Origin of the sequence: Haloarcula hispanica ATCC 33960, from assembly GCF_000223905.1 — an archaeon.
In the GTDB taxonomy this organism is placed as follows: Archaea; Halobacteriota; Halobacteria; order Halobacteriales; family Haloarculaceae; genus Haloarcula; species Haloarcula hispanica.
Genome location: NC_015948.1, coordinates 2,120,915 through 2,143,560, shown reverse-complemented (window position 1 = coordinate 2,143,560; position 22,646 = coordinate 2,120,915). Strand labels below are relative to the sequence as shown.

Sequence of the window (22,646 nt, the reverse complement as noted above, 5' to 3'; positions counted from 1 at the left end):
TGTGGCTATACAGATACAGCCCGCCGGACTGGTCACTAATACTATAGCGACGGTCTCAGCTATCGCCGAACACGAGTTCGAGCAGTTTTCGCTCGCTGACGCGGAGATGCCGGTTGACCGTCGGCTGTGACACGTCCAGGCTGGCCGCGATTTCCTGGCCGGTCGTCTCCCGAGGCCAGTCGAAGAAGCCACTCAGATACGCCGTCTGGAGTACTTCGAGCTGTCTGTCGGTGAGTTGCTCCTCCAGCGCCGACCGGACTGTACTGTCCCGCTGGCCATTGGACTGTGCGCCGTCACGGCGCGCGATCAGTTTGACGTCCGCGTAGCGCTCGCCGAGTTGTTCGACGAACTGGCGGACATCAGTTTCGCCCGAGACGACAACTGTCACCGTGAGTCCGCCCGTCGACGTTCGGATCGATTTCAACCGCCCGCCCTGCTCCAGTAGCGTCTCCGCGACAGTCTGGCCGGTCACGACAACCTCATAGAGCCCGTCCAGTTGGTCGGTCGAAATCGCTCGCGCGGTGTCGACGCGAGCCATCGACAGCATCTGCTCCTCGACGACAGCCGGGTCGCAGTCCGAGATAGCGAGGAAGAGACGGATCGCACCGTCGCTCCGCTGGACGGCCCCTTCACAGACGACCGGGACGCCGACGCGATCCGAGAAGTGCGTCAAGAACGACTGCGGGGCTGACAGTGATAGTTCGAGTTCGACAGTGCCGTCACCCGCCCGGCGTTGCCGGGACTCGACCTCCCGTATCGCGTTCGCGATGGTCTCACCGAGTTCGGCAAACACCTCCTGAAGCATCTCGTCGAACCCGTCTTCTTGCTCGGCATACACCGTCAGGACACCGTAGACGAAGTCGTCGTATTCGAGCGGGATGCTGAGCGCCGACTGGAACTCGCGGGAGAGCGCCTCCGTCCGCCAATGGTCGCCTCGGAGGTTGTCAGCCACCGACGGGACGATAGTCATCGCTTCGGACTGTGCAGTCTGGACGGCCGGCGGCCCGCCCTCGCGCTCCAGCGACAGCGAGATGGCGTCCAGATAGCTGGCGGTGTCGCCCGCCCACGCTCTGGGGACGAGTTCCGTCGCGTCCTGTCGGCCGATCCAGGCGAAGGAGAACCACTGGGATTCGGCCAACTGGTCACACACGGCTTGTTCGATCTCCTCGGTGGTCTCCGCTTCGACCAGCACCTGATCGATCCGTCGAATGATCGCGTTGACCTGCTTGAGCCGCCGCAGTTCGCGGTTCTGTTCGCGGCGCTCGGCCTCGCGTTCGCGGAGCGTCGTTTCGCGGTCGACGCGCGCAAGCGCGGCTTCCGCGCTGGCGGCGAGCAGATCCACCATCTCTCGGGTCCTGGCGTCGCTGTGTTGCTCGCCCAGTTCGACGTAGAACACGCCGTGGTCTTCGAGCGGGAGGCAGAGTCGCTTCGCGTTCGCCGTGACCGGTCCCGCTCCGAGGTCGATGCTTTCGCCGGGGGCGACCTCGACGGCGCTGTCCTGCACGAACACGTCCCACACTGCGCTCTGACCCGGCCCGACCGACGCGCTTCGGTCCGCTTCGGCGTCGCCGACGCTGCGAAGGGTGTTGTCGCTTCGGTCGAACAGGTAGATCTCCACGTCGGGGAGTTCCAGCACGTCGACGGCCGTGTCGAGTATCTGTTCGGCCACGGCTGTCTTGGTTTCCGTGTGCAGCAGCTTTCTGGTCGACTCGTGCAGCGCCGCGAGCGTCTCCTCGAACCGCTTCCGGTCCGAGATGTCCCGAACGACGCCGACCTGCCGATAGCTTCCGTCTTCGCGGTCGTACGTCGTGAACTTGGTCTCTATCGGAAGCGTGTCCCCGTCAGCGGTTCTGAGGTCCGTCGTCAGCGTCCCGACGTCGCGCTCGCCCTCGATGAACTGCCGGGACATCTCCGCGGCCTCCTCGATAACGGATTCGTCCGCCAGTAGCGTCGCGTTCGACCCGACCAACGTGTCCTTGTCGTAGCCGGTCATCGACTCGACGGCGCTGTTGACCGTCTGCATCGTGAACCCCTCGTCGAGCGTGTAGATGCCGTCCTCGATGGTCTCGACGATGCGTTCGTACTGTTCGAGCATCTCCGTCCGCTCGTGGCGCTCGGTGATGTCGTGGACGATACCCAGGTACAGTTCCTCGCCGTCCCACTGCTGGGGTTCGAAGGCGATTTCGACCCACCGTTCCGTGTCGCCGGCGGAACACGACGACGTCAGCGGTGTTCCTGGCGACTGATTGCAGTGGGTTCCGAGGTCAACGTCACGCAGATCCGGGCAGAACTCGGCTATCGGACGCCCGAACACGTCCGACGGGTCGGAGTCGAGGAGGTCACAGAGGTGATCGTTCCCGGTCCGTATCTCCCCGTCCGCGGCGGTGACGACCACTGGCTCGGGCATTCGCGCGGCGAGAGTCTCCAACAGCACAGGGGGAGACTGCTGTGCCGGTGTGTCGCGTGCCGCTTGTTCGTTCTCGTCCGTTCCACCGACCGGCTTCTCCATACCGTTTCACGGCACTTGCCATGGGAAAGGTTGCTTTCAGTATACGTACCAGAATGTGCTGACTATGTATCTGTTAGGTCCGGATACGGCTCAGTCGCTCCCGCTGCGTCGGCCAGCGATCCGAACCACGTCTTCGAGGCCGGACACGTCGTGGTCCGGCGTCACGTCGAGTCGGGTGTCGGTCCGATGCGGACGACGGATGATCGCCGAGTCGATTCCGGCCCGGTGTGCCGCCTCGATGTCAGATTCGTTGTCGCCGACGAACAGGGCGTCACTGACATCGAGGTCCGCCATCGCCCGCTCGATGTAGTACGGCCGGGGTTTCTTCCGGCGGAGGCTCTCGACTGTCGGCTCGCGCGCCCAGACGGTGTCGAAGTAGTGACCGATATCGAAATGCTCGAACGCGAACGCCACGGTGTCCCGTTGATTCGATGAGACCACGCCCAGCGGACAGTCCAGTCGGTCGAGCATGGACACGTCGCTGTAGGGCTGTTTCTCGCCGGCCCGGATAAGCGCCCGCTGCACTGTAGTCAGTGCCTCGTCACGGGCCCGGAAGAACCGCTCGGGGTCGATATCGTACTGGGTACAGATGTCGGTGAGTTCGGGCACAGTCACGCCGATACTCATGGCCTCGACGTGGGCTGTCGACGGCGACGGCACGCCGAGTTCCTCGAAGGCCCGGCGCGCGCCGACGTAGTGTGCGTCCATGTCAGTCAGCGTCAGCAACACGCCGTCGTTGTCGAAAATGACCGATTCGTACCCCATCAAGGGTATCAAGGGTGGACAGACGCAGAAATGTTTCGTGTTCTCACAGTCCGAGGTCTTCGCTGCCGCTCCCACTCTGGTCGAACTGTTCCGGCGGTCGCCCGGCCTCGTCGATAACATCGTCTGTCACGACGACCGGACAATCCACCCGGAGGGCAATCGCGATGGCATCCGAAGGGCGGGCGTCGAACACCATGTCCTTCCGCCGGTCGTCGGTGTACTGCTCCGCGTCGATCTTCCCGTAGAAGGTCCCGTCGGCCAGATCGTCGATACGGACCCGGTCGATGGCGCCCCCGAACTCCGTCACCATCTCGACCAGCAGATCGTGGGTGAGCGGGCGCTCGAAGGGCTCGCCGGCCATCGCCAGTTGCATCGACTGGGCCTGGTCCTTGCTGACGAAGATGGGGACAATCTCTTCGCGCGCACGGAGCAGGACGACCGGCGTGCCACTCCCTTCTTCGCTGACGCCGACGCCGACCCCTTCGACCGTGGCATCGTGTTCCATGGGCCAGTGTTGGGTTTGCGGGTATGAAAAGCTACCCCGGCGGCGGTTTCAGGGGTCTATCCTGTCCGTTATTCGCCTGGCCGACTCCGGCTACGCCTCCGTCGACCGGACCGACCGCGTGACGCGCACGCCAGCCATCCCGCCCAGCAGTCCAGTCTGGACGCGACGGCCTGGTGAGCGCACACTGAATCGCGATTAAACCGAATTAAAACGGGCGATAGAACGGCCAATTCGGATAAATTCGACTTAATTCGCCTTTTCGGCTTGCCCTCTTCATATGCCACTGGGCCAGAGAGACGAGCGGAGGCAACGATCACAATGAAACTCACTACGATTGCCGGCGGCCTGCTTGCCGTGCTCGTCATCACGGGCTCGGCGGCGGCACTCCCCGGCGCAGCAGGCGCACAGGCCGATGACCACGCGGACAACGCACAGGCGGACAACGCCGCCGAGCAGGCAGCGAACGAAACAACGACCGCAGACGAGAACGAATCGGGCGGCGCTGCCGAGGCAGCTGACCGCCGCGGCCCGCCCGCTGACGCCGGCCAGGCAGGCGACCAGCGCGGCCCGCCGTCGGACCTCCCCGGACAGGTCCCTGACTTCGTCAGCGAGATCCACACGCTCATCGGGCAGAAGCAGGCCGGCGAACTCGCGGGCGACCTGGGCGCACAGATCAGCGACCTGACCCCCGGTGACGAGAGCGACGGGGCAGAGAACGAAACCGAATCCGCGTCCGAGGACGCTGACGCGGACGCGGACGACACCGACGAGGAGTCCACTGACGACGCGGATGCGGACGAGGACACCGACGAGAGGGACGCGGACGACGAACAGTCCACTGACGACGAAAGCGACGACAGCGACGCGTAATCCCCCTGACCTGACGGCTCTTCCTTCGACGATCGACCAAGCGCGGTTTTTTTGCTTGCTGAACTCCGAGTGACGGGTATGGATGACACCGCCGAGTCCAGCGTCCACGCCGACGACGGACCCCGTGACCGTACGACTGCAGACCTCCTTGCGGGTGACGAGGACTCGTCGGCGTCGGAATCGTCGGGCGAGATGAACCGGAAGCGGGCTCTCCTGTTCGTCTCGCCGTTTCTCGCTATCGGGCTGTTCGACCTGGCCCTGCTACTTGGCTGGGGACTGGACCCGCTATGGGGATTCATGATTCTCCCGCCGATACTGTTCGTCTCAGTGCTGGGCTGGATTGCGTTCCGAACCGGGTTCGCGAGCGACCGGACCGGGGACCCAGCCGTCGATAGCCACGACTGACGGTTCGCGGCGTCGGTAGAACACCGAGTGGCTGCCCGCTCCGTTGCGGGTGCCTATTCTTCGAACAGGTCGTCGACGGCGGCCCGTGCGGCAAGGGCAGCGTCGTCCGCGACCTGTGCCTCGTCCTGACGACTGTCGGGCGCGTTGACGTACACGTCGACATCTAGTACGCCATCTTCGAAGGTGACAGTCACGTCGAGGTCCTCGACCGCGCTAACATCGTATCGCGAGAAGACAACGTCTTCGGCCGCGGTCGAGGCTGTCTCGACGACCTCATCGTCTGTCGGCATCGCCTTATGCGCCGCCAGCGCCGGGGCCGCCGGCCGGACCCGCGCCGCCTGCGCCACCGAGCATCTGCTGGAGCTCGCTCTGGAGCTCTTCGAACTGCTCCTGGACGCGCTCTTCCTGCTTTTCGAGCGTCTCGACGCGGACTTCGAGGCTGTTGACCTTCTCTTCGAGGTCGTCCTGTGCCTCGTCGAACTCGGTCTTCACGAGGAGTTCGCCGACCTCGCGGTACATGGTCGAGTCCTCGTCGATGTCGTCGAGCTCGTCCAGAGCCGTCTGGGACTCCTGGAGCTCTGTCTCGGCCTGCTGTTTCTGTGCGGCGACCTGCTGTGCTGTCTGCTGAAGGTCCTGCAGTTCCTCGAGCTTCTCCTGTGCTTCAGGCGGAAGATTACCCTGCATACCTCCAGAGTTGGGGGCCGCACTGTTAAACCCACGCTTTCAAGTCCAGCAGCGGGGCGGCAAGGGGCTGAGAGCACAATCGTTCTGTCGAAAACCCGGCGCTAAAAGACATGAACCCACTATTCGCGGCAGTGAACTCAGGCGACCTCTCCAACCGCCCGCTCCCGTAGCTCCCCGGTCAGGTGCATCCCGTGTTGATCAATCCGCCTGACGATCCGCTTCGCCTGGGTCGGTTTGAGGTACTTGTCCTCGATAGCGGCCCGGACCACGACGCCGAAACTGCTCGTCACTTCCGCACCCAGGCCCTGCGCCATCCGGCGGACAGTGCGGTCCTCGGAGACGACGGCCACGGCGGAGCGGTCGTCGCTGTCGCGGTGGGCTAACACGCCGGCGAGCACCGTCACAGCGGCTCCGAGGTCGGAATCGCCGAGCAGGGACTCGGCCTGGTCGACGTAGTCCTCGTCGACGCCGGTGTCGATGCCGTTCTCGCGGTACTCGGTCAGGTTCGTTGCGGTCGGTTCGACCTGGACCTCGTCGATGACGGGCTCGGGAATGACGATGTCGCCGTCGAACGCGTCCAGCAGCGACAGTTCCCCCACCTGTCCCAGCGAGTACAGCGACGTCGGCCCGACGTAGATGCGGGTCATAGCTCCGCGGCCGTGTCGGCGTCGAGCTCCAAGTCGGACAGCTCAAGCTGCGTCGTCAGGTTTCGCTCGCGGGCCACGTCGAGCCACTCGGCGATGGAGAGGTCCGCAAGCTGTGCGGCTTCGGCCGCCGACACGTCGCCGGACTGGTACTGCTCGACGGCGACGCGGAGCCGGAGCGTTTCCAGTCCCTCCCGCAGGGCTTTCCGAATCGTGGTCGACCGGTCCTCGGAGAGCAACTCGGCGACGTCGTCCAGTTCGTCTTTCTCTTCACTCGGGAGCCGCGCGCTGATTGTCGGCATGTTTTCACAGTCATCTCGTGTAAACATACATCAAACTACGGGTCGGAGAACCGCCTGTCGGTCTCCTGAAACTCTGGGCGGAGCGTGTGCGGACGGAGCGGGCGACCACCAATCCTTAACGCCACTGGGTCCCACGAGGAGGCAATGACCGACGAAGCACACGCGTTCGTCCCCGGCCACATCACGGGCTTTTTTACCGTTGACCGTGGCGATGACCCGATCGAGACCGGCTCCCGCGGCGGCGGGCTGGCCCTGTCTGACGGCGTTTCTGTTACCGTCAGCCGCGGGGCTGAAACCAAGATAACGCTGAACGGCGAGGAAATCGAGGTGGAAGCCGTCGAGCGAGTGCTGGACGCGCTGCGAACCACGGCGACTGTCACTGCTGAAACGCCGCTCCCGCTCGGGTCGGGCTTCGGCGTCTCCGGCGCGCTGGCGCTTGGCACCGCACTGGCGGCCAATGCCGTCTTCGGCCACGGGCTCTCGTACAACGAACTGGTGACCATCGCCCACGGCGCGGAGGTCCAGGCCGGTTCCGGGCTCGGCGACGTTGTCGCGCAGGCCCGCGGCGGCGTGCCGCTCCGGCTCGAACCCGGCGGGCCGCAGTTCAACTATCTCGACGCCATTCCGGCCCGCAGCCGCATCGAGTACGTCACACTCGGGGAGCTATCGACGGCGGATGTCGTCGGCGGCGACACGGACATCCTGACAGCTGCCGGCGAGCGCGCGCTCTCTACCGTCGTCAAGGAGCCGAAACTGTCGACGTTTATCCAGGCCTCCCGGCAGTTCTCCCGTGAAGCGGAGCTGCTGACGCCGGAGGTGAAAAGCGTCATCGACGACGTGGCCGAAGCGGGCGGGGACGCCGCGATGGCGATGCTCGGCGAGACAGTGTTTGCGCTGGGGACCGGCCTCACCGACGCGGGCTACGATGCGACCGTCGCCGCTATCTATCCGCCCGGTGCGACCATCGAAGACGAGGGCTGACCACACGTCGCAAAACCACCGAACCGGCTTCCTTATCAGCGCGCAGCCGTAGCCACAGCTATGGACTGTCGGCAGTGTGCCACGCCGCTCGACCGACCGGGCGACTACTGCCTGGTCTGTCACACTGCCAATACGGACGCCGTCGTCCTCGAACTCGACCGCGAGCGGGCGACAGTGACCTCGCTGCTGGACGGGTCGGTCGTCGGCCAGCGGACGGTGACGACGACGCCGGAGGGCGAGGGGAGCGACGAAACGGTCGTCGTCGAGCTCCGCAACTTCGCCGGCCTCGTCGCGGACGAGGTGCGACGGAAACGACCGGAGGAGGTGTACGTCACGGGCGACCGCGACGTCATCGCCGCCGTCCGCCCGCAACTGCACTACGAGTTCTTCCGCGTCGAGGGCGACGATCCGGTTCAGCGGGTCATCGACCGCCAGGGCGAGCCCGCGCTGGAAGTGGTCGACGCCGCGCCCTCGGAGAAACTCGGCGGGAGCCACTCGACGCTCATCGGCGGCCGGTCGGGCCAGCGAGTCATCCAGACCGTCGCCGGCCACCCCCACGTCAAGAAGGTCATCCCCGGTCCCATCGACGCTGGCGGCGCGAGTTCGCCGACGGGCGTCCGGGCGAAGGCGACCCGCGCCGACGCCAACGGCAACGTCCGGGTGCTCATCCGCGACGGCTCAAGCGTCCAGGAGAACCGCGTTGTCACGACGGCCGGCGACCGCGAACTGGGCGAACACGTCCGGGCCGATCTGAACGAGGCACTCAAGGAAGCCGAACTGCAGGAGTAGCACCCGCGCCGGGACCGGTTGTCACGCCACGACAACGCCGACAACGAGCACAGCGGCTACCGCGGCTCCAACGACACCAGTCCGGTGAACAGCCGGTAACGCCGTCCGCACGTCGAGTACCATCGGACCTGCATGGAGCGCGGCGAGCGCCAGATAGCCGGTCGGGGCGACCAGCGGAAACGCGACGGCCCCGATAGTCAGCAGACAGAGGCCGACGACGCCCGCTCCGAGGTAGCCGCGTCCGCGCGCGGGCTGACCCGCCCCTTTCAGAACGCCGCCGGTCCAGCAGTAGCCGATGGCCGTCGCGCCGACCCACGCGTGCCAGTACGCCAGTTGTTCGGGGACGACACTGAGGAGGCCGCCGACCGTCAGCGCCGTCGCAGTGGTGTTGACCGTTCCCCAGGCGAGCATCGCGTCGGAGAAGCGGACCGAGTCCGGTGCGTGCAGGACCGTCAGGCCGACGAAGCCGCCGATCAAGACGACCCACAGCACCGTTGCGAGCAGCTGGCCGTTGGCGTGGTCGAGCCAGGTGAGCGCCTGGATGCCGCCCCAGCCGAGCAGTCCGGCTGCTGCGCCCGAGAGCAAGAACTCCGAGGCCGTAAGCCGCCCGCTCGTGGCCGGTGCGACCCGCTGGAGGCGACTTCGAAGCCCGTCGAACGCTGCCATCGACCGACGGTTTGCCCGCCTCCCTCTTGAGTTCTCTAGGCTAGCTCCGCGGTCAGCAGGAGAATGCTGGGCGCGACGAGCAGGACCATACCGGCGAGTATCAGCACTGCCGGCACGACGAGCAGTCCCATCTCGGTGAACAGCCACAGCCCGAGCCCGCCCAGCAGCGCGACGAGACCGACGATTCGCACGAGCCATGTGACGATACCCTCGAACCCGGAGTCCGCGACGAGGTCGACGACGTCGAGTAGCTCGTCCATGTCAGTCGGTCGTTGCCGGCCGGGCCTGTTAATCCCTGTGGCCGTCGGTCGACCGGGCCGCATCTCGAAGGCCTTATGTGGCCGCTCGGCGGACAACAGACCACTATGGCTAGCAAGAGCGGAAAGACCGGCAGCTCGGGCCGTTTCGGCGCTCGCTACGGTCGCGTGTCTCGACGCCGCGTCGCGGAGATCGAATCGGAGATGAACGAGGACCACGCCTGTCCGAACTGCGGCGAAGACCGAGTCGACCGCCAGGGGACGGGCATCTGGCAGTGCAGCTACTGTGACTACAAGTTCACCGGCGGCAGCTACAAGCCGGAGACGCCTGGCGGCAAGACCGTCCGACGCTCCATTCGGGCCGCACTGTCCGAAGACGAGGAGTAAAGGACCCCCGTTCCTATCTCTCAACTATGAGCTACAAGTGTTCACGCTGTAAGCGCGACGTGACGCTGGACGAGTACGGCGGCGTTCGCTGCCCGTACTGCGGACACCGCGTCCTGCTGAAGGAGCGGTCACCCGACGTCAAAGAGATCAACGTCAACTGAGACTGTCGGTACGCCGTTGACGGTCGACGGCCGACTGCGCCACGTTGCAAACGGCTTTTCTGGGGCAGTCCCGCGACTGATACGACGACGCTCCCATTTCGAACAGTATGACTGCACCACATCGGACCCACCTGACTGCGGAGTACGACAACGCCGACCGGGCTCGCGCCATCGAGCGGAGCATCCGTCCCGAAATCGACGACATCGAGGGGGACCGGACGACGGCGCGCCTCAGCCGGGACGGACAGCGGGTCGAACTCACGGTCGAGGCGAGTGATCTCGTCGCACTGCGGGCCGGAATCAACACATGGCTGACGCTACGCGGCGTCGCTGAAGACGCTGTCGCGGGACCGCAGTGAGGAAAGCGGCGCGGAAATAACGGCGGCGTCACAGAAATATCGGAAACGGGTCAGTAGCCGAGCGCTACTGCCGGTAACGGTCCGGGACGTGGGCCGAGATCGACTCGGGAACGTTGCCGAACACGACCGGGGCCAGGGTTGCCAGTCGACGCCGGAGGAGGCTGTACGTCGCACCGGTGACGAGGGCCGCGGCGACGACCCACCGGAACGGCCCGTCTAGAACGACGAACAGCGGCGAACCCACGAGTACCATCAGCCCCACATCCGACGGTGCACCGTCGTACTGTATCCATCGCTTGGGCGACCGCCATTGCCCGCGGACGTGGTCGTACACGGCGCGTTCGGACGTGCCTTCCCACGGGCGGAGTTCAAGGCCGCCGCCGTACCGGTCCATCCGGCAGTGGAGGGCAGCGCCCAGCAGTACGAACGTGAGCGCGACGAGCAGCGGTGTCTGGAGGATAGCGGCGAACCCGGCGGTCGGGAGCGCCGCGAGCGTGTACCCGCTTGGGTAATGCAGCGTACGCCGATGGCCCGAGTACAGGTCGAGGTCGGGCAAAACGCCACCGACGAGGCCGCCAGCGAGCGCTACTGCGGCGTGGTCTGGCGCAAGGACGAGCAGCGGTGTCGCGATTGCGAGCCCCGCTATCGCGTGCGTCGGCAGCATCATATACCTGTACAAGGGGCCGTAGCCGGTATAAACACGTCGCTGGGTTTATTCTCCGTCGTACCCCAGTCCACTGCAATGAGCGATGGTGCCGGCCGTCCCGACAGCAGTCTCGGGGCTATCGACCTCGATGACACGTTCGAGAAGCTCTTTCGTGACGGGCGAACCAACGCGATCATCGCGTGGGTGCTCGTCGCGATTCTCACGGCTGTGTTCGTCGAAAGCGTCCTCGATATCGACTACCAGTGGATACTGCTCGTCGGTGTCGTCGGCTTCGTCGTCCTCGTGCCGCCGGTGGCGTTCCGCGAGTGGCGCGTCATGCTGCCCTGGGAACTGCTCTTTCTCGCCTGCCTGCCGATCCTGGTCCGCGGCCTCGTCGGGGGGACGGTCGGAACCTTTGCCACGTATCTCTCGCTGGCAGCGCTGTCGCTACTCGTCATCGTGGAACTGCATATGTTCACCGAGCTGGAAGTCACACACTGGTTCGCCGTCTGTCTCGTCGTCTTGACGACACTCGCCGCCGTGGCGGCCTGGACGGTGTTCCGGTGGAACGCCGACCGGTTTCTCGGGACGTCGTATCTCACGACCAACGAGGCGCTGATGACCGAGTGGCTGTACGTCACCCTCGCCGGACTCGCCGCGGGTGTGTTGTTCGATGGCTACTTCAGACGGCGGGACCGCCGCCTCTGGCGTGGTCTCCGACGGATGGTGCGGCGATGAGGCTGCCCCGACCGTCGATGCGGAACCAGCGGCGGATCACCCGCGCGATGCAACTCGTCTTGCTCGGGCTGGTCGGCTACGGCATCGTCGCCGGCCAACCGAAGCCAATCACGAACGGCGGTATCGGCCTGCTCGTCACGTTTCTCCCCGCAGTGATGCGGCGAAACTACAATCTGGCCCTGGACCCGTGGCTCGCCCTCTGGATCACGACCGCGGTGTTCCTGCACACCCTCGGGTCGGCCGGGCTCTACGGACAGATCGGCTGGTGGGACCACCTCACCCACGCGATGTCAGCCTCGCTCATCGCCGCGTTCGGGTACACGACGGCCCGGACCATCGACCTCCACAACGATTCGATTCACATCCCCAAGCGCGTCTTCTTCGTGTACATCTTCGTCGTCGTGCTGTCCTTCGGCGTGATCTGGGAACTGTTCGAGTTCGCGCTCGACATCGTCGCCACCGAAACGGGTGTCACGATGCCGCTGGCGCAACACGGCCTCGATGACACGGTCCGGGACACGATGTTCAATTCGCTCGGGGCGTTGCTGGTCGCGGCGTTCGGACAGGCTCATCTCACTGACGTCGCCGAGACCCTCCGGGAGCGGCTGTTCGTGCTCGACTGACGCCGAAGCGTCACCGGCCCCGTTACCCGGGTGACAGCTAACGGGGACGTGGTGGCTAAATACGGTGCGTCATCGGTCCGAGCGTTCTCTGTCCGATGGGCTACGACAGGAACCGTGTGTTATCCCCGATGGGGTAGCCACTGTGTCGGCGAACGTGTCGGATCGTTGTCTGGAGCCGCTGTGGCCGCCGAACAGTTATTATGCCTCAGTAAAGTGGTTGAACAGCATACCAGGGCGATGATTGGGAATGGCCTCGACGATGTCGCGTTTGCGGGAGCGAGACAGACCGGCGCTGCCAGTCGAGACATCGAAGTCGTGTATCTCGACTCCGACGCGACGGCACGAGAGCAGATACACGAGGTTCTGGCGGATCACAGCGCCGAGATGACGGTGACGAGCGTGGCAACGACGGATGCCGCGTTGGAAGCTGCCGCGTCGACAGCGGTCTCCTGTCTCGTCCTCGACCCGACTGGACTGGGCGATATCCCGGCCCCACTGGTGTCGAACGACCGCTACCCGGTCGTCCTCTACACCGACGCCACTGCCCCGGACAGCGCTGCGACTGTCTTCGACGATGCAGAGACGGTCGTCAGGAAACAGGGGGACGGACAGCCGACGTTTCTGGCGGAGAAGATTGTCAGCGTCGTGTCGGCGTCGGCCGATCGGACCGAGTCCGCGCTCCGAGATGCGCTGTCCGGAATCGAATCGCGCGCTGAAGCGAACGAAATCGCTGTCCTACTGGCGGATGACGGAACGGTACACTGGTCGAGCGACTCGGTGTCGACGTTCGTTGACCGCCTCGACGATACCCGCCGGGTCGAGGGCTTTTACGACGCCATGCGGACGGCACTCCCCGACACGCCCGGCGGCCGTCGACAGCTACAGCGACTCCGGGACGCCCCGACCGAACCGGTTGCGGTCCGGGTTCCGGGTAGCGACCGCGACCAGTACCTCCTTCGACACGGGCACGAGCTACCGGACGCCGCAGGGGGACTCACGCTCGTCCTACTGCGAGACATCACCGAAACCGCCCGGCGTGATGCCCGCACGGCGCTGCTGGATCTCCTCGTCGAGCAGGCACAGGACGGCCTCTACACGCTCGACGAACGGGGTGTCATCGACTTCTGTAACGAGTCGTTCGCGGCGAACCTCGGGTACGAGCCGGACGAACTGTGTGGCGAACACGCCTCGACAGTGCTGGCCCCCGGTGAACTGTCGAAGGGGCAGGCGACTGTGGAAACGCTGCTCGAAACGCCTGAGAAGGAGAGCACGACTGCCGATCTGACGTTCTATCGGAAAGACGGTACCGAACGGGAGGTGTCGATCAACTATACGCTGATTCACGACGAAGCCGGCAACTACAGCGGGTTGATCGGCGTCGCTCGGGACATCACGGAGCGCTGTAACCGCGAGCGGGAGTATCAGGAGATGACTGAGCGATTGAATCTCGCGCTCGAAGGCGCGGAACTCGGCGTCTGGGACTGGAACCCCAAAACCAACGATGTCACCTTCGACGAGCGCTGGACCGGGATGCTCGGCTACACCACGAACGAACTGGAGCCACACTACGAGACGTGGGCCGACCTCGTCCATCCAGACGACCTCAACCGAGTGGAACAGGCGCTCGCGGAACTGAAGTCCGGGGAGACCGATCTGTATCAGAGCGAGTTCCGGATGCGGACAAAAGACGGGGACTGGCGATGGATCCGGGACATCGGGAAGGTGTTCGAGTGGAACGACGACGGCGAGGCGATCAGGGCCGTCGGGATCCATCAGGACATCACCGAAGAGCGGAAACGTCAGGATGCGATCGAACGACAGCGCGACGAACTGGCGACACTCAACGGGGTCAACATGCTCATACAGGACCTCATTCACGCTTTGGGTGGTGCCGCGACTCGCCACGAGACTGCAGAGACAGTGTGTGAGCGCATTGTCGAATCGGACCTCTGTGAGCTAGCGTGGATCGGTGAGCGAGCCGGCGCGGACGATAGACTCGTGCCGAAAACGGTAGCCGGCGACAATAGTGACGTTCTCGACGACCTCATCGTTAGTGACGGGAACGACCAAGTGCTGTGTGCAACAGCCCTCGTGACAGGTGCGGTCCAGACGATACAGGACTGCGGCGACCCGTCCGAATTCAAGCAGTGTGGGGCCGCTGCTCGCGAACAGGGGTTCAAGTCCGCCGCAGCGATTCCACTGGTTCAGGGAAACACCGTCCACGGCGTTCTCTGCGTGTACGCCGACCAGCCAGCGGCGTTCGGCGGCCGAATAGCTGACAGTTTCGCTGTCCTCGGCAAGATGGTCGGGTACACGCTCGCCGCGGTCCAGAACAGGCAACTCCTGTCTGACGATACCACGCTCGAACTGACATTCGAATCGGAATGTTCCGACATACCCCTTGTCTCGGCAGCGAATGCGTACGGATGCCGAATCGAGGTCGTCGAATCTGTCGATACCGAGCCGACGCATCTCCTCTATGTCTCCGTCGACGAAGGGCCGCCCGATGCAGTCTCTGCGCATCTCTGTTCTCAGACGGAGATTCTCGGTTCGCGGGTCGTCCGTGCAGACGATTCCAGCGGCATTATCGAGTTGCAGGTTACAGAAACCGTCCAATCGCTGCTTCTCGATGTCGGTGCCCGCTGCCGGACTGTGGTTGCCGACGACGGGGCGCTCTCTATTACTGTCGAGGCCCCGCCGGATGCCGACTCCCGGGCGATACGGGACGCAGTCTCCGACCGGGTGCCTGACAGCACGCTGACGGCAAAGCAGGAGTGCGACCGGACAGACGACATACTTGACACCGAAACGGACCCACGCAACCACCTGACTGACCGCCAGAAGGAAGTCCTCCGCACGGCCTTCCTGACGGGCTACTACGCCTGGCCCCGAGATACGAACGCCGAGCAACTGGCAGAGAGGCTCAGTATCGCATCACCGACGCTCCATCAGCATCTCCGGCGAGCGCAGCGGAATCTCATCGACGCTGTGTTCGATATGCAGTGATACGCGCCGGTGACGCTGTTGGCAATTACAGCCAGCGTGTTCGACGGGTACCTAGCCGTCTAGGTACAGAGTTAATAATATTGGGGGCCATTAATTTAATGCGCGTAAATGAGTAACCAAAGGAATGGAGGGTCTCAGAGTGACCAGTGGTGTGGGATGACACCGTCGGACAGAACGCTGTCTACGGCGGATGTAGACGACGTGTTCGAGGTTTTGGCTGATTGGCGGCGCCGTGCCGTCTGTCACTACTTCGCGAGCGGTGACCAGACGGCCGCTGACGTCACGGCGCTAGCCTCGGCAATATCGGAGCATGGGGAGACGAGCACGGTCGACGCAACAGATACGTCACCCTCGACGATCCGAACGCAGCTCGAAGAGGAGCACCTGCCAGTCCTCCATCGGATCGGGCTCATCGACTACGACGAGCGAAGCGGCGCAGTGAAGTACTGGGGGTCCCCGACCGTAGAAAAGTGGGCTAACCACGCGGAAGCTGTCACGCAGCGGACCGACTTCTAACCGACCGGCGGGCCGCATCTGGGGGGCTGTGGCCCGTCGGAGCCGCTACTCCTTTTTAACGGGGGTCCGAACGCCGGAGCATGGACCTCCCGCCAGTCGGACTCGGCACGATGGGTATCGAGGACGAGGCTGTCGTTCGGACAGCCATCGACTGTGGCTACCGCCACCTCGACACCGCTCAGATCTACGATAACGAGAGTACTGTGGGTGCAGGCATCGCCACCGCCGACACCGATCGGGCTGACCTGACTGTCGCGACGAAACTCTGGATCGACGCCCTTGAGCCGACCGCTGTCCATCCGAGCACGGAAGCCAGCCTCGACCGACTCGGTCTCGACACCGTCGACCTCCTGTACGTCCACCGCCCGCGTGGCGACTACGACCCAGAAACGACGCTGCCCGCTGTCGAGTCCGTGCGCGAGGCGGGACTGACCGAGCACGTCGGGCTCTCGAACTTCGAGCCGGACCAGTTGACTGTCGCGCGCGAGCACCTCGATGGAATTGCTGCACACCAAGTCGAGTTCCATCCGCTATTCTGGCGCGAACCACTGCTCGCTGACGCCCAGAAACACGGCTACCCGCTGGTCGCGTACGCACCGCTGGCGGGCGGTCGCGTGTTCGAGGAGCCGACTGTCGTCAACATCGCGGACCAGCACGACACGTCGCCGGCCGCCGTCAGCATCGCCTGGGTGACCAGCTACGAGAACGTCGTCACAATCCCGAAGGCGTCCTCCCGACCCCATCTCGAAGCCAACCTCGCCGCTGCCGACCTGGAACTGACCGACGCCGAAATTGCGCGCATCGAAGCCATCGAACGCGAAAAAGAACTGTTTCCTGAGTGATGCTTGCCCGGAGCGGTTAGCTGTTGGCCGTTTTTCATATCATTCTCGCGGAGTGAGCGTTCCTTTCCGAAGTCTGAATATAAACCGAATACCGATACCGTTTGGCCATACGGTCTTAAGTGGTCCTTTCGTATATTGAATGTATGACAGCTGCCAGTACCACTGCAACGACAGTACTCCAGGCGACACAGTCAGATGTGCTCCAGGAGATACAGTCGAATTTCCTCCTGAACTCATCGCTCTGGGTGAACATCGCGCTGGCGGGCGTGGTCATCCTCCTGTTCGTCGCGATGGGTCGGGATATCGAGTCGCCTCGCGCCAAACTCATCTGGGTTGCGACGATGCTGGTTCCGCTGGTCTCGATCTCCAGCTACGCCGGTCTGGCCTCGGGCCTGACGGTCGGCTTCCTGCAGATGCCGCCGGGCCACGCTCTCGCCGGGCAGGAAGTCCTGTCACCGTGGGGCCGCTACCTGACGTGGACGCTCTCAACGCCGATGATTCTCCTGGCGCTGGGCCTGTTGGCCGACACCGATATCGCGTCGCTGTTCACCGCAATTACGATGGACATCGGCATGTGCGTGACCGGCCTCGCCGCCGCGCTGATCACCTCCTCGCACCTGTTGCGCTGGGTGTTCTACGGCATCAGCTGCGCGTTCTTCGTCGCGGTGCTGTACGTCCTGCTCGTCCAGTGGCCGGCCGATGCGGAGGCCGCCGGGACAAGCGAGATATTCGGGACGCTCAAGCTCTTGACAGTCGTGCTGTGGCTCGGCTACCCGATTCTGTGGGCGCTGGGCTCCGAAGGGGTGGCCCTCCTGAGCGTCGGCGTCACCTCGTGGGGCTACTCCGGGCTGGACATCCTCGCGAAGTACGTCTTCGCGTTCCTGCTCCTGCGCTGGGTCGCCGCTAACGAAGGCACCGTCTCGGGGTCCGGGGCGAGCATCGGCTCCGGCGGCGCGGCTCCTGCTGACGACTGAGTAGCGTATCGAGACGTGAGCAGTATTCGTCCTGCCTGCGTCCCCGTAGCTATATTTTGACCGTTCTCCATCCCTGCCCGCACAGTAGCAAATGCAGAAAAGATAAGTTATGTCGGCCAAGCGACTAGTCTGTATGCCCTCCCCTTTCGAAAACCCAGCCCTTCGCTACGGTATCCCACTGGTCAGCGCCACGGTCGTCGCGGCTGTCGCGTTCCTCTTCTTGGAAGGGACGATACGGTATGTCGCACTCGGGATCGCCGCGCTCGAAGTTGTGGTTGCGCCACAGATTCTGAAACAGGCGGCGGCGAACGCATAGTTGGGGACGGGTCGTACTCCCGTCCTCGTGTCGGTCCGATAGAGTGTGTCGATCCGCGGCTATCCCTCAAGACTTGCCGAACTCAAACCGCTGCGAGACAGTGCGCTCGCGTATCGCTACGCTCGCGCTCGCTGTTTCGAGGTTCCTATGGAGAGATTCGCTGTCGGTCCTACGGGACTCACTGCGTTCGTCCCGCTGGCTCTCAGGTCTCGCCGCTCACGGGTCGTTCCTCCCCGTCGTCGGGCGGTGGTACCGCCCGACTGCCTGCGGGACCTTCGGTCCCGCTCTGCTCGCGATTTCGAGGGTCTTCCCTGCAGTCAGAACCTCGCTTCCTACGGGCTCAGACGCTGTCGGTCTCGCGGGAACAGCACCGCTTCCCGGATGTTCTCCAGCCCGAGCATCGTCATGATGAGGCGCTCGCCGCCGAGGCCCCAGCCGGCGTGTGGCGGCATGCCGTACTTGAACATCTTGGTGTAGTACTCGAAGGCTTCCGGGTCCAGTCCCTGCTGTTCGAACCCTTCGACGAGGTGGTCAAAGCGGTGCTCACGCTGGCCGCCCGAAACCAGTTCCATCGACGGGTGCATCATGTCGAAGCCCGTCGAGACCTCCTCGTCGTCGTCGTGGTCCTTGATGTAGAACGGCTTGATCTCGCTGGGCCAGTCGGTGATGAAGTAGTGCTCGCCGACTTCCTGCCCGAGGACGTGCTCGGCCTCCGTCGAGAGGTCGTCGCCCCACACCAGCGGCTCGTCGAGTTCGCCGGTGGCGTTGATGCGGTCCAGGGCGTCCTCGTAGGTGAGTCGCGGGAAGTCGCCCTCGGGGGCCGCGAACTCATCTTCGAGGCCGAGCGCTTCCAGTTCGTCCTGACAGTTCTCGGCGACGCCCTCGTAGGCGGACCGGACGACGTGTTCGCAGGCGTCCATCGCTTCGGTGTGGTCGTAGAACGCTGACTCGAAGTCGATGGAGGTCGCCTCGTTGAGGTGTCGCGGCGTGTTGTGCTCCTCGGCACGGAAGATCGGGCCGATCTCGAAGACGCGTTCGAGGCCGGAGCCGACCATCAGCTGCTTGAACAGCTGCGGGCTCTGGTTCATGAACGCTTCCTGCCCGAAGTAGGTGATCGGGAACAGCTCGGTGCCGCCCTCGGTCCCCGTAGCGACGATCTTCGGCGTGTTGATCTCCGTGCAGTTGAGGTCGCGGAACGCCTCGCGAACGGAGCGGAGGACTTCTGCGCGGATCTCGAAGATGGCCTTCACTTCGTCCTTGCGGAGGTCGAGCGTGCGGTTGTCGAGGCGGGTCGGGAGTTCGGCGTCGACCTTGCCCGAGGGGTCGAGCGGCAGTTCGGGGTCGGCCTCGGAGATGACGTCGACCGACTCTGGCGTGACTTCGACGCCGGTCGGTGCGCGCGGCTCCTCCTCGACGTCGCCGGTGACCGAGATGACCGACTCGCGCTGGACGTTCAGCCCCGTCTCCACGAGGTCGTCGTCCATCTCGTCTTTCTCGAACTTGACCTGAATCTTTCCGGTGGTGTCCCGAAGGATAAGGAAGGCAATACCACCGAGGTCTCGGATCTCGTGGACCCAGCCGGCGACGGTGACCGTGTCACCCGGCGTTGCGTCCGCCGTGTAGGTTCGGTTTTCCATGGACGTTGGTTCTTGTGGGCCTAACTTAAGAACAGTCTTTCGAGGCGAGGGCGCAGGTCCCTCTCGGACGCGGTTGGTCTCGGGACAAGACGCCATTGATGATCAGGCCCGGCCGAAGCGATAGCTCGGTGCCGTGTAAACAGAGTAGCCGTTGACAGTGTGTTTTATATGATACACTTTCAAACCCGCCAACATGGCCCTCCCCCGATGGTTTCCCGTCGCACAGAAAGAGGCAGTCGCGTTACTCAAATCGAAAGGAACCTGGATACTTGCGCCCCTGCTCGTCGTCTGGGGGTATGGTCCCACCTACCAGAGTTGGGACGTGCTTGGCCCGAACGTCACGGTTGGCTTCGTTCAGGTGGCCGGGTCGTTTCTCCTCCCGCTGGGTGTCCTGTTACTCACGTATCGGTCGATTATTCAGGAGCGCACGTCGGGCAGTTTGAAATTCCTGCTTGGACTGCCCCTCACGCGAACTGATATTCTCATCGGCAAGGTCTTCGGTCGGAGTGTCGGGGCTGTGCTCCCGTTTGCCCTCGCAACAGTTATTCTCGGCGTGATTGGCGGTGTCAAGTTCGGGCTGTTCTCCCCGTTACGTTTCATCGGCGTGTTTCTGGTGACAGTGCTGTACATCGTTGTGCTCGTGTCAGTCGCAACAGCGGCATCGGCAGCCACGACCAGCACAGTCCGTGTCACCAGCGTACTCTTCGGCGGTTTCTTTTTGCTGCTGACACTGGGGTGGAAAGTCGTTGGTGTCCGTCTCTACCTGGCTGTGACCGGCAACGCAGTTAATCCGCTCGAACCGCCGGCTGACGGTCTGTTGTTCGCTATACTTCGGCTTTCGCCGGGTCGAGCGTACCGAACTGTAACGAACTGGATACTCGGACTGGCGAACTCCGGTGGCCAGTACACGTCAGTCATCGACGTGCTGTATCCCGGTATCTCAACCAACGAGTACGTCGTTGATGCAGCCTTTAGTGGACAGCCAGTTCCGGTCTACCTTCACGAATCGCTCGCCCTCGTCGTACTGCTTTTCTGGGGTGTCGTCCCGCTGGCACTGGCCGGCTATCGGTTCAAGCGAGGTGACCTCGCATGACGCCGCCGGCAATCGAGACCGACGAGCTTTCGAAGCAGTACGGCGAGACTGTTGCGCTCGATGCGCTGAACATGACCGTTGCACAGGGCGAGGTGTACGGCTTCCTCGGCCCGAACGGTGCCGGCAAGTCGACCACGATCAATCTACTGATGGACTACATCAAACCAACGTCGGGAACGGCCCGCGTTCTCGGCCACGACCCGTGGAACGATGTCGTCGCCTGCCACCAGCGTGTCGGTATCTGTCCCGACCGCTTCGAGACGTATGCGTCGCTGTCTGCGCGGCGGCACCTCGAACTGGTGATCGATACGAAGCGTACGGACGACGACCCGCGAGCACTGCTCGAGCGCGTTGGACTGGCCGACGCTATCGAAAGACCCGCTGGCGAGTTCTCACAGGGGATGGAACAGCGGTTGGCACTCGCGATGAGTCTCGTCGGGGAGCCGGACCTCCTGATTCTCGACGAGCCGTTCACCGGGCTCGACCCCCACGGCGTCGCGCTGGTGCGAGATGTTGTCGAAGCCGAGTCCGAACGCGGTGCGACGGTGTTCTTCTCCAGTCACGTCCTCGGGCAGGTCGATCTGGTCTGTGACCGTGTCGGGATCCTCTATGAAGGGGACCTCATTGTCGAAGGGACCCTGCCGGCGCTCCGGGACACCTGTGACCTTTCGTCTGACGCGACAGTCGAAGACATCTTCATGACACTGACTGACGGCTCCGATCACGCCGAGGCGGTGGACGCATGAACCGCCGCCAGTATCTGGCTGTGTCGACAGCAGCGCTGTCCGGTCTCGCCGGCTGTCTCGGCGATACCGAGTACACTATCTCCAGCGTTGAAACCGAAGATGATTCGCACCCGCTCGCACTCGACGTGACAGTCGTTGACCGGGATATCGAGATCGAAAGCCCCGGTCGGCTGGACATAACCCTCCGAAACACTGGGACACAGGACCTCAGCATCAAGAACACCGGCGTCTGGCCACTCGGGGTGTTAGGACTGGTTTCAGCAGGCGATTCGGGGTCACTCGACATCTTACTACTGACTGACGAGTATGCGGAGGTAGATACCGTCGAGATACGGCCAAACGGAGCGAACAAAGACAACGCCCCACTCACCGGAACGCTGGAGGCTGGTGAATCCATCGAGCGGCAGTACGAACTCATCGGGCGGCGGGTTTCAACTGCCGGCACGTACACGTTGCAGGGCTACTTTGACGAAGTCCCCCTCTCCTACCGCACGGACGAGGATGCGGACTGGGTCGCGTACCACCCGTCAGTATCCGTGACACTCACCGAACAGTCGGTGCTTCCCTGAGACACAGCGGCGTCTGTGTCTCGAATCCACATAGCGAGTCCCTGTGTTGCTGGCGAACCACAGCGGAGTGTCGAGGACAGTCGGGCGATACCAAGGCGTCGGGACAATATCCTGAACCTTTGTACTGGTAGCCGCCGAAACAATCGACATGGCCGACGCGGAGTACCCTATCGACGATCTGGACCGGAACATCATCTACGCGCTCCAGCAGGATGCGAGACACACGTCGGCGAGTGAGATCGCTGAATCGCTTGACGTCTCCGCACGAACTGTTCGGAATCGCATCACAAAGCTCGAAGAGGCCGGCGTTATCGCCGGCTACGATGTCGATGTCGATTACGAGGCCGCGGGGTACCAGCTCCATACGCTTATCGTCTGTACGGCACCGATCCACGAGCGCGAGGAGGTCGCACAGCGGGCGCTCGACGTGTCCGGCGTCGTTGCCATCCGGGAGGTCATGACCGGGGCCGACAACGTCCACGTCGAGGTGGTCGGAACCGACGGGAACGACCTGAGCCGAATCGGCAGGGACCTCAACGATATCGGACTGGAGGTCGTCGACGAGGACCTTATTCGGAACGAGTACACCCGGCCGTTCCACCAGTTCGGGCACGACGATACCGAGGGTGAGTCTAAATAGTATAATCTTCCGAAAG

Annotated in this window: 29 protein-coding genes; 18 read left to right on the top strand and 11 right to left on the bottom strand. The window is 63.7% G+C overall.

What is annotated here, in order from left to right:
* Positions 1-55: 55 nt before the first annotated feature.
* The 3 genes from HAH_RS10780 to HAH_RS10770 form a co-directional block, all read right to left on the bottom strand.
* Positions 56-2,509 (bottom strand): bacterio-opsin activator domain-containing protein, encoded by a 2,454-nt coding sequence (locus HAH_RS10780; RefSeq protein ID WP_023843367.1) that lies wholly within the window; start codon positions 2,507-2,509, stop codon positions 56-58.
* Between the two features lie 90 nt (positions 2,510-2,599).
* On the bottom strand, positions 2,600-3,274 hold the full coding sequence (locus HAH_RS10775) for an HAD family hydrolase (protein ID WP_014040934.1): 675 nt from the start codon (positions 3,272-3,274) through the stop codon (positions 2,600-2,602).
* Between the two features lie 43 nt (positions 3,275-3,317).
* Positions 3,318-3,779 carry a bifunctional nuclease family protein gene (locus HAH_RS10770; protein WP_014040933.1) on the bottom strand — a complete coding sequence of 154 codons (462 nt, stop codon included), beginning with the start codon at positions 3,777-3,779 and terminating at the stop codon, positions 3,318-3,320.
* A 318-nt stretch (positions 3,780-4,097) separates the two neighbouring features.
* On the opposite strand from HAH_RS10770, the gene HAH_RS10765 reads away from it, so the two are divergent.
* Positions 4,098-4,649 carry a hypothetical protein gene (locus tag HAH_RS10765; protein ID WP_014040932.1) on the top strand — a complete coding sequence of 184 codons (552 nt, stop codon included), beginning with the start codon at positions 4,098-4,100 and terminating at the stop codon, positions 4,647-4,649.
* Positions 4,650-4,727: 78 nt separating this feature from the next.
* The gene (locus HAH_RS10760) at positions 4,728-5,054 is read left to right on the top strand and encodes a hypothetical protein (protein ID WP_014040931.1); all 327 of its coding nucleotides are present in this window, start codon (positions 4,728-4,730) and stop codon (positions 5,052-5,054) included.
* Between the two features lie 53 nt (positions 5,055-5,107).
* Here HAH_RS10760 and HAH_RS10755 read toward each other — a convergent pair whose 3' ends face one another.
* From HAH_RS10755 to HAH_RS10740, 4 genes are all read right to left on the bottom strand, one after another.
* Positions 5,108-5,344 carry a hypothetical protein gene (locus HAH_RS10755; protein WP_005537965.1) on the bottom strand — a complete coding sequence of 79 codons (237 nt, stop codon included), beginning with the start codon at positions 5,342-5,344 and terminating at the stop codon, positions 5,108-5,110.
* 4 nt (positions 5,345-5,348) lie between these two features.
* Positions 5,349-5,738 (bottom strand): prefoldin subunit beta, encoded by a 390-nt coding sequence (locus HAH_RS10750; RefSeq protein WP_004591484.1) that lies wholly within the window; start codon positions 5,736-5,738, stop codon positions 5,349-5,351.
* A 137-nt stretch (positions 5,739-5,875) separates the two neighbouring features.
* The gene (locus HAH_RS10745; protein WP_014040930.1) at positions 5,876-6,385 is read right to left on the bottom strand and encodes a hypothetical protein; all 510 of its coding nucleotides are present in this window, start codon (positions 6,383-6,385) and stop codon (positions 5,876-5,878) included.
* Positions 6,382-6,684, bottom strand: coding sequence for a UPF0175 family protein (locus HAH_RS10740; protein ID WP_004517029.1), 303 nt, complete (start codon positions 6,682-6,684; stop codon positions 6,382-6,384). The genes HAH_RS10745 and HAH_RS10740 overlap by 4 nt, the downstream gene beginning before the upstream one ends.
* Positions 6,685-6,828: 144 nt before the next feature.
* On the opposite strand from HAH_RS10740, the gene HAH_RS10735 reads away from it, so the two are divergent.
* A complete protein-coding gene (locus HAH_RS10735) occupies positions 6,829-7,665 on the top strand; it encodes a pantoate kinase (RefSeq protein ID WP_014040928.1) in 837 nt (278 codons plus the stop codon).
* A gap of 60 nt (positions 7,666-7,725) precedes the next feature.
* Positions 7,726-8,454, top strand: coding sequence for a DUF2103 domain-containing protein (locus tag HAH_RS10730; protein WP_014040927.1), 729 nt, complete (start codon positions 7,726-7,728; stop codon positions 8,452-8,454).
* Between the two features lie 21 nt (positions 8,455-8,475).
* Here HAH_RS10730 and HAH_RS10725 read toward each other — a convergent pair whose 3' ends face one another.
* Both HAH_RS10725 and HAH_RS10720 read right to left on the bottom strand, forming a co-directional pair.
* The gene (locus tag HAH_RS10725) at positions 8,476-9,120 is read right to left on the bottom strand and encodes a hypothetical protein (RefSeq protein ID WP_014040926.1); all 645 of its coding nucleotides are present in this window, start codon (positions 9,118-9,120) and stop codon (positions 8,476-8,478) included.
* Positions 9,121-9,155: 35 nt separating this feature from the next.
* Positions 9,156-9,380, bottom strand: coding sequence for a hypothetical protein (locus HAH_RS10720; RefSeq protein ID WP_008312705.1), 225 nt, complete (start codon positions 9,378-9,380; stop codon positions 9,156-9,158).
* A gap of 75 nt (positions 9,381-9,455) precedes the next feature.
* Here HAH_RS10720 and HAH_RS10715 point away from each other — a divergent pair, with 75 nt between their 5' ends.
* The 3 genes from HAH_RS10715 (at position 9,456) to HAH_RS10705 (ending at position 10,284) form a co-directional block, all read left to right on the top strand.
* Entirely contained in the window at positions 9,456-9,764 is a 309-nt protein-coding gene (locus tag HAH_RS10715; RefSeq protein WP_004591489.1) for a 50S ribosomal protein L37ae, read from the top strand.
* A gap of 26 nt (positions 9,765-9,790) precedes the next feature.
* Positions 9,791-9,925 (top strand): DNA-directed RNA polymerase subunit P, encoded by a 135-nt coding sequence (locus HAH_RS10710; RefSeq protein ID WP_004517024.1) that lies wholly within the window; start codon positions 9,791-9,793, stop codon positions 9,923-9,925.
* A 107-nt stretch (positions 9,926-10,032) separates the two neighbouring features.
* On the top strand, positions 10,033-10,284 hold the full coding sequence (locus HAH_RS10705) for a KEOPS complex subunit Pcc1 (protein WP_014040924.1): 252 nt from the start codon (positions 10,033-10,035) through the stop codon (positions 10,282-10,284).
* A gap of 64 nt (positions 10,285-10,348) precedes the next feature.
* Here HAH_RS10705 and HAH_RS10700 read toward each other — a convergent pair whose 3' ends face one another.
* Positions 10,349-10,951, bottom strand: coding sequence for a metal-dependent hydrolase (locus HAH_RS10700; RefSeq protein ID WP_023843365.1), 603 nt, complete (start codon positions 10,949-10,951; stop codon positions 10,349-10,351).
* A 75-nt stretch (positions 10,952-11,026) separates the two neighbouring features.
* Here HAH_RS10700 and HAH_RS10695 point away from each other — a divergent pair, with 75 nt between their 5' ends.
* The 7 genes from HAH_RS10695 to HAH_RS10665 all read left to right on the top strand — a co-directional run bounded on the left by HAH_RS10695 (position 11,027) and on the right by HAH_RS10665 (position 17,945).
* The gene (locus HAH_RS10695) at positions 11,027-11,668 is read left to right on the top strand and encodes a hypothetical protein (RefSeq protein ID WP_014040922.1); all 642 of its coding nucleotides are present in this window, start codon (positions 11,027-11,029) and stop codon (positions 11,666-11,668) included.
* 17 nt (positions 11,669-11,685) lie between these two features.
* Positions 11,686-12,291, top strand: a complete 606-nt coding sequence (locus HAH_RS10690) for a hypothetical protein (protein WP_014040921.1) — start codon at positions 11,686-11,688, stop codon at positions 12,289-12,291.
* A gap of 237 nt (positions 12,292-12,528) precedes the next feature.
* Positions 12,529-15,297, top strand: a complete 2,769-nt coding sequence (locus HAH_RS10685) for a PAS domain S-box protein (protein WP_014040920.1) — start codon at positions 12,529-12,531, stop codon at positions 15,295-15,297.
* A gap of 156 nt (positions 15,298-15,453) precedes the next feature.
* The gene (locus tag HAH_RS10680; RefSeq protein WP_014040919.1) at positions 15,454-15,813 is read left to right on the top strand and encodes a DUF7344 domain-containing protein; all 360 of its coding nucleotides are present in this window, start codon (positions 15,454-15,456) and stop codon (positions 15,811-15,813) included.
* 80 nt (positions 15,814-15,893) lie between these two features.
* Complete coding sequence (locus HAH_RS10675) at positions 15,894-16,655, top strand: aldo/keto reductase (RefSeq protein WP_014040918.1); 762 nt, start codon at positions 15,894-15,896, stop codon at positions 16,653-16,655.
* A 143-nt stretch (positions 16,656-16,798) separates the two neighbouring features.
* Positions 16,799-17,629, top strand: a complete 831-nt coding sequence (gene hop / locus HAH_RS10670) for a halorhodopsin (RefSeq protein WP_044951950.1) — start codon at positions 16,799-16,801, stop codon at positions 17,627-17,629.
* Between the two features lie 133 nt (positions 17,630-17,762).
* A complete protein-coding gene (locus HAH_RS10665) occupies positions 17,763-17,945 on the top strand; it encodes a hypothetical protein (RefSeq protein ID WP_014040916.1) in 183 nt (60 codons plus the stop codon).
* A 332-nt stretch (positions 17,946-18,277) separates the two neighbouring features.
* Here HAH_RS10665 and aspS read toward each other — a convergent pair whose 3' ends face one another.
* On the bottom strand, positions 18,278-19,582 hold the full coding sequence (gene aspS, locus HAH_RS10660) for an aspartate--tRNA(Asn) ligase (protein WP_014040915.1): 1,305 nt from the start codon (positions 19,580-19,582) through the stop codon (positions 18,278-18,280).
* 193 nt (positions 19,583-19,775) lie between these two features.
* Between aspS and HAH_RS10655 the strand changes: the two genes are divergently transcribed.
* From HAH_RS10655 to HAH_RS10640, 4 genes are all read left to right on the top strand, one after another.
* On the top strand, positions 19,776-20,675 hold the full coding sequence (locus HAH_RS10655; RefSeq protein ID WP_023843363.1) for an ABC transporter permease subunit: 900 nt from the start codon (positions 19,776-19,778) through the stop codon (positions 20,673-20,675).
* Entirely contained in the window at positions 20,672-21,421 is a 750-nt protein-coding gene (locus tag HAH_RS10650) for an ABC transporter ATP-binding protein (protein ID WP_014040913.1), read from the top strand. The genes HAH_RS10655 and HAH_RS10650 overlap by 4 nt, the downstream gene beginning before the upstream one ends.
* Complete coding sequence (locus HAH_RS10645; RefSeq protein WP_014040912.1) at positions 21,418-21,990, top strand: hypothetical protein; 573 nt, start codon at positions 21,418-21,420, stop codon at positions 21,988-21,990. The genes HAH_RS10650 and HAH_RS10645 overlap by 4 nt, the downstream gene beginning before the upstream one ends.
* A gap of 148 nt (positions 21,991-22,138) precedes the next feature.
* Positions 22,139-22,630: an Lrp/AsnC family transcriptional regulator gene (locus HAH_RS10640; RefSeq protein ID WP_014040911.1), complete on the top strand. Its 492-nt coding sequence runs from the start codon at positions 22,139-22,141 to the stop codon at positions 22,628-22,630.
* The last annotated feature ends 16 nt before the right edge of the window (positions 22,631-22,646 follow it).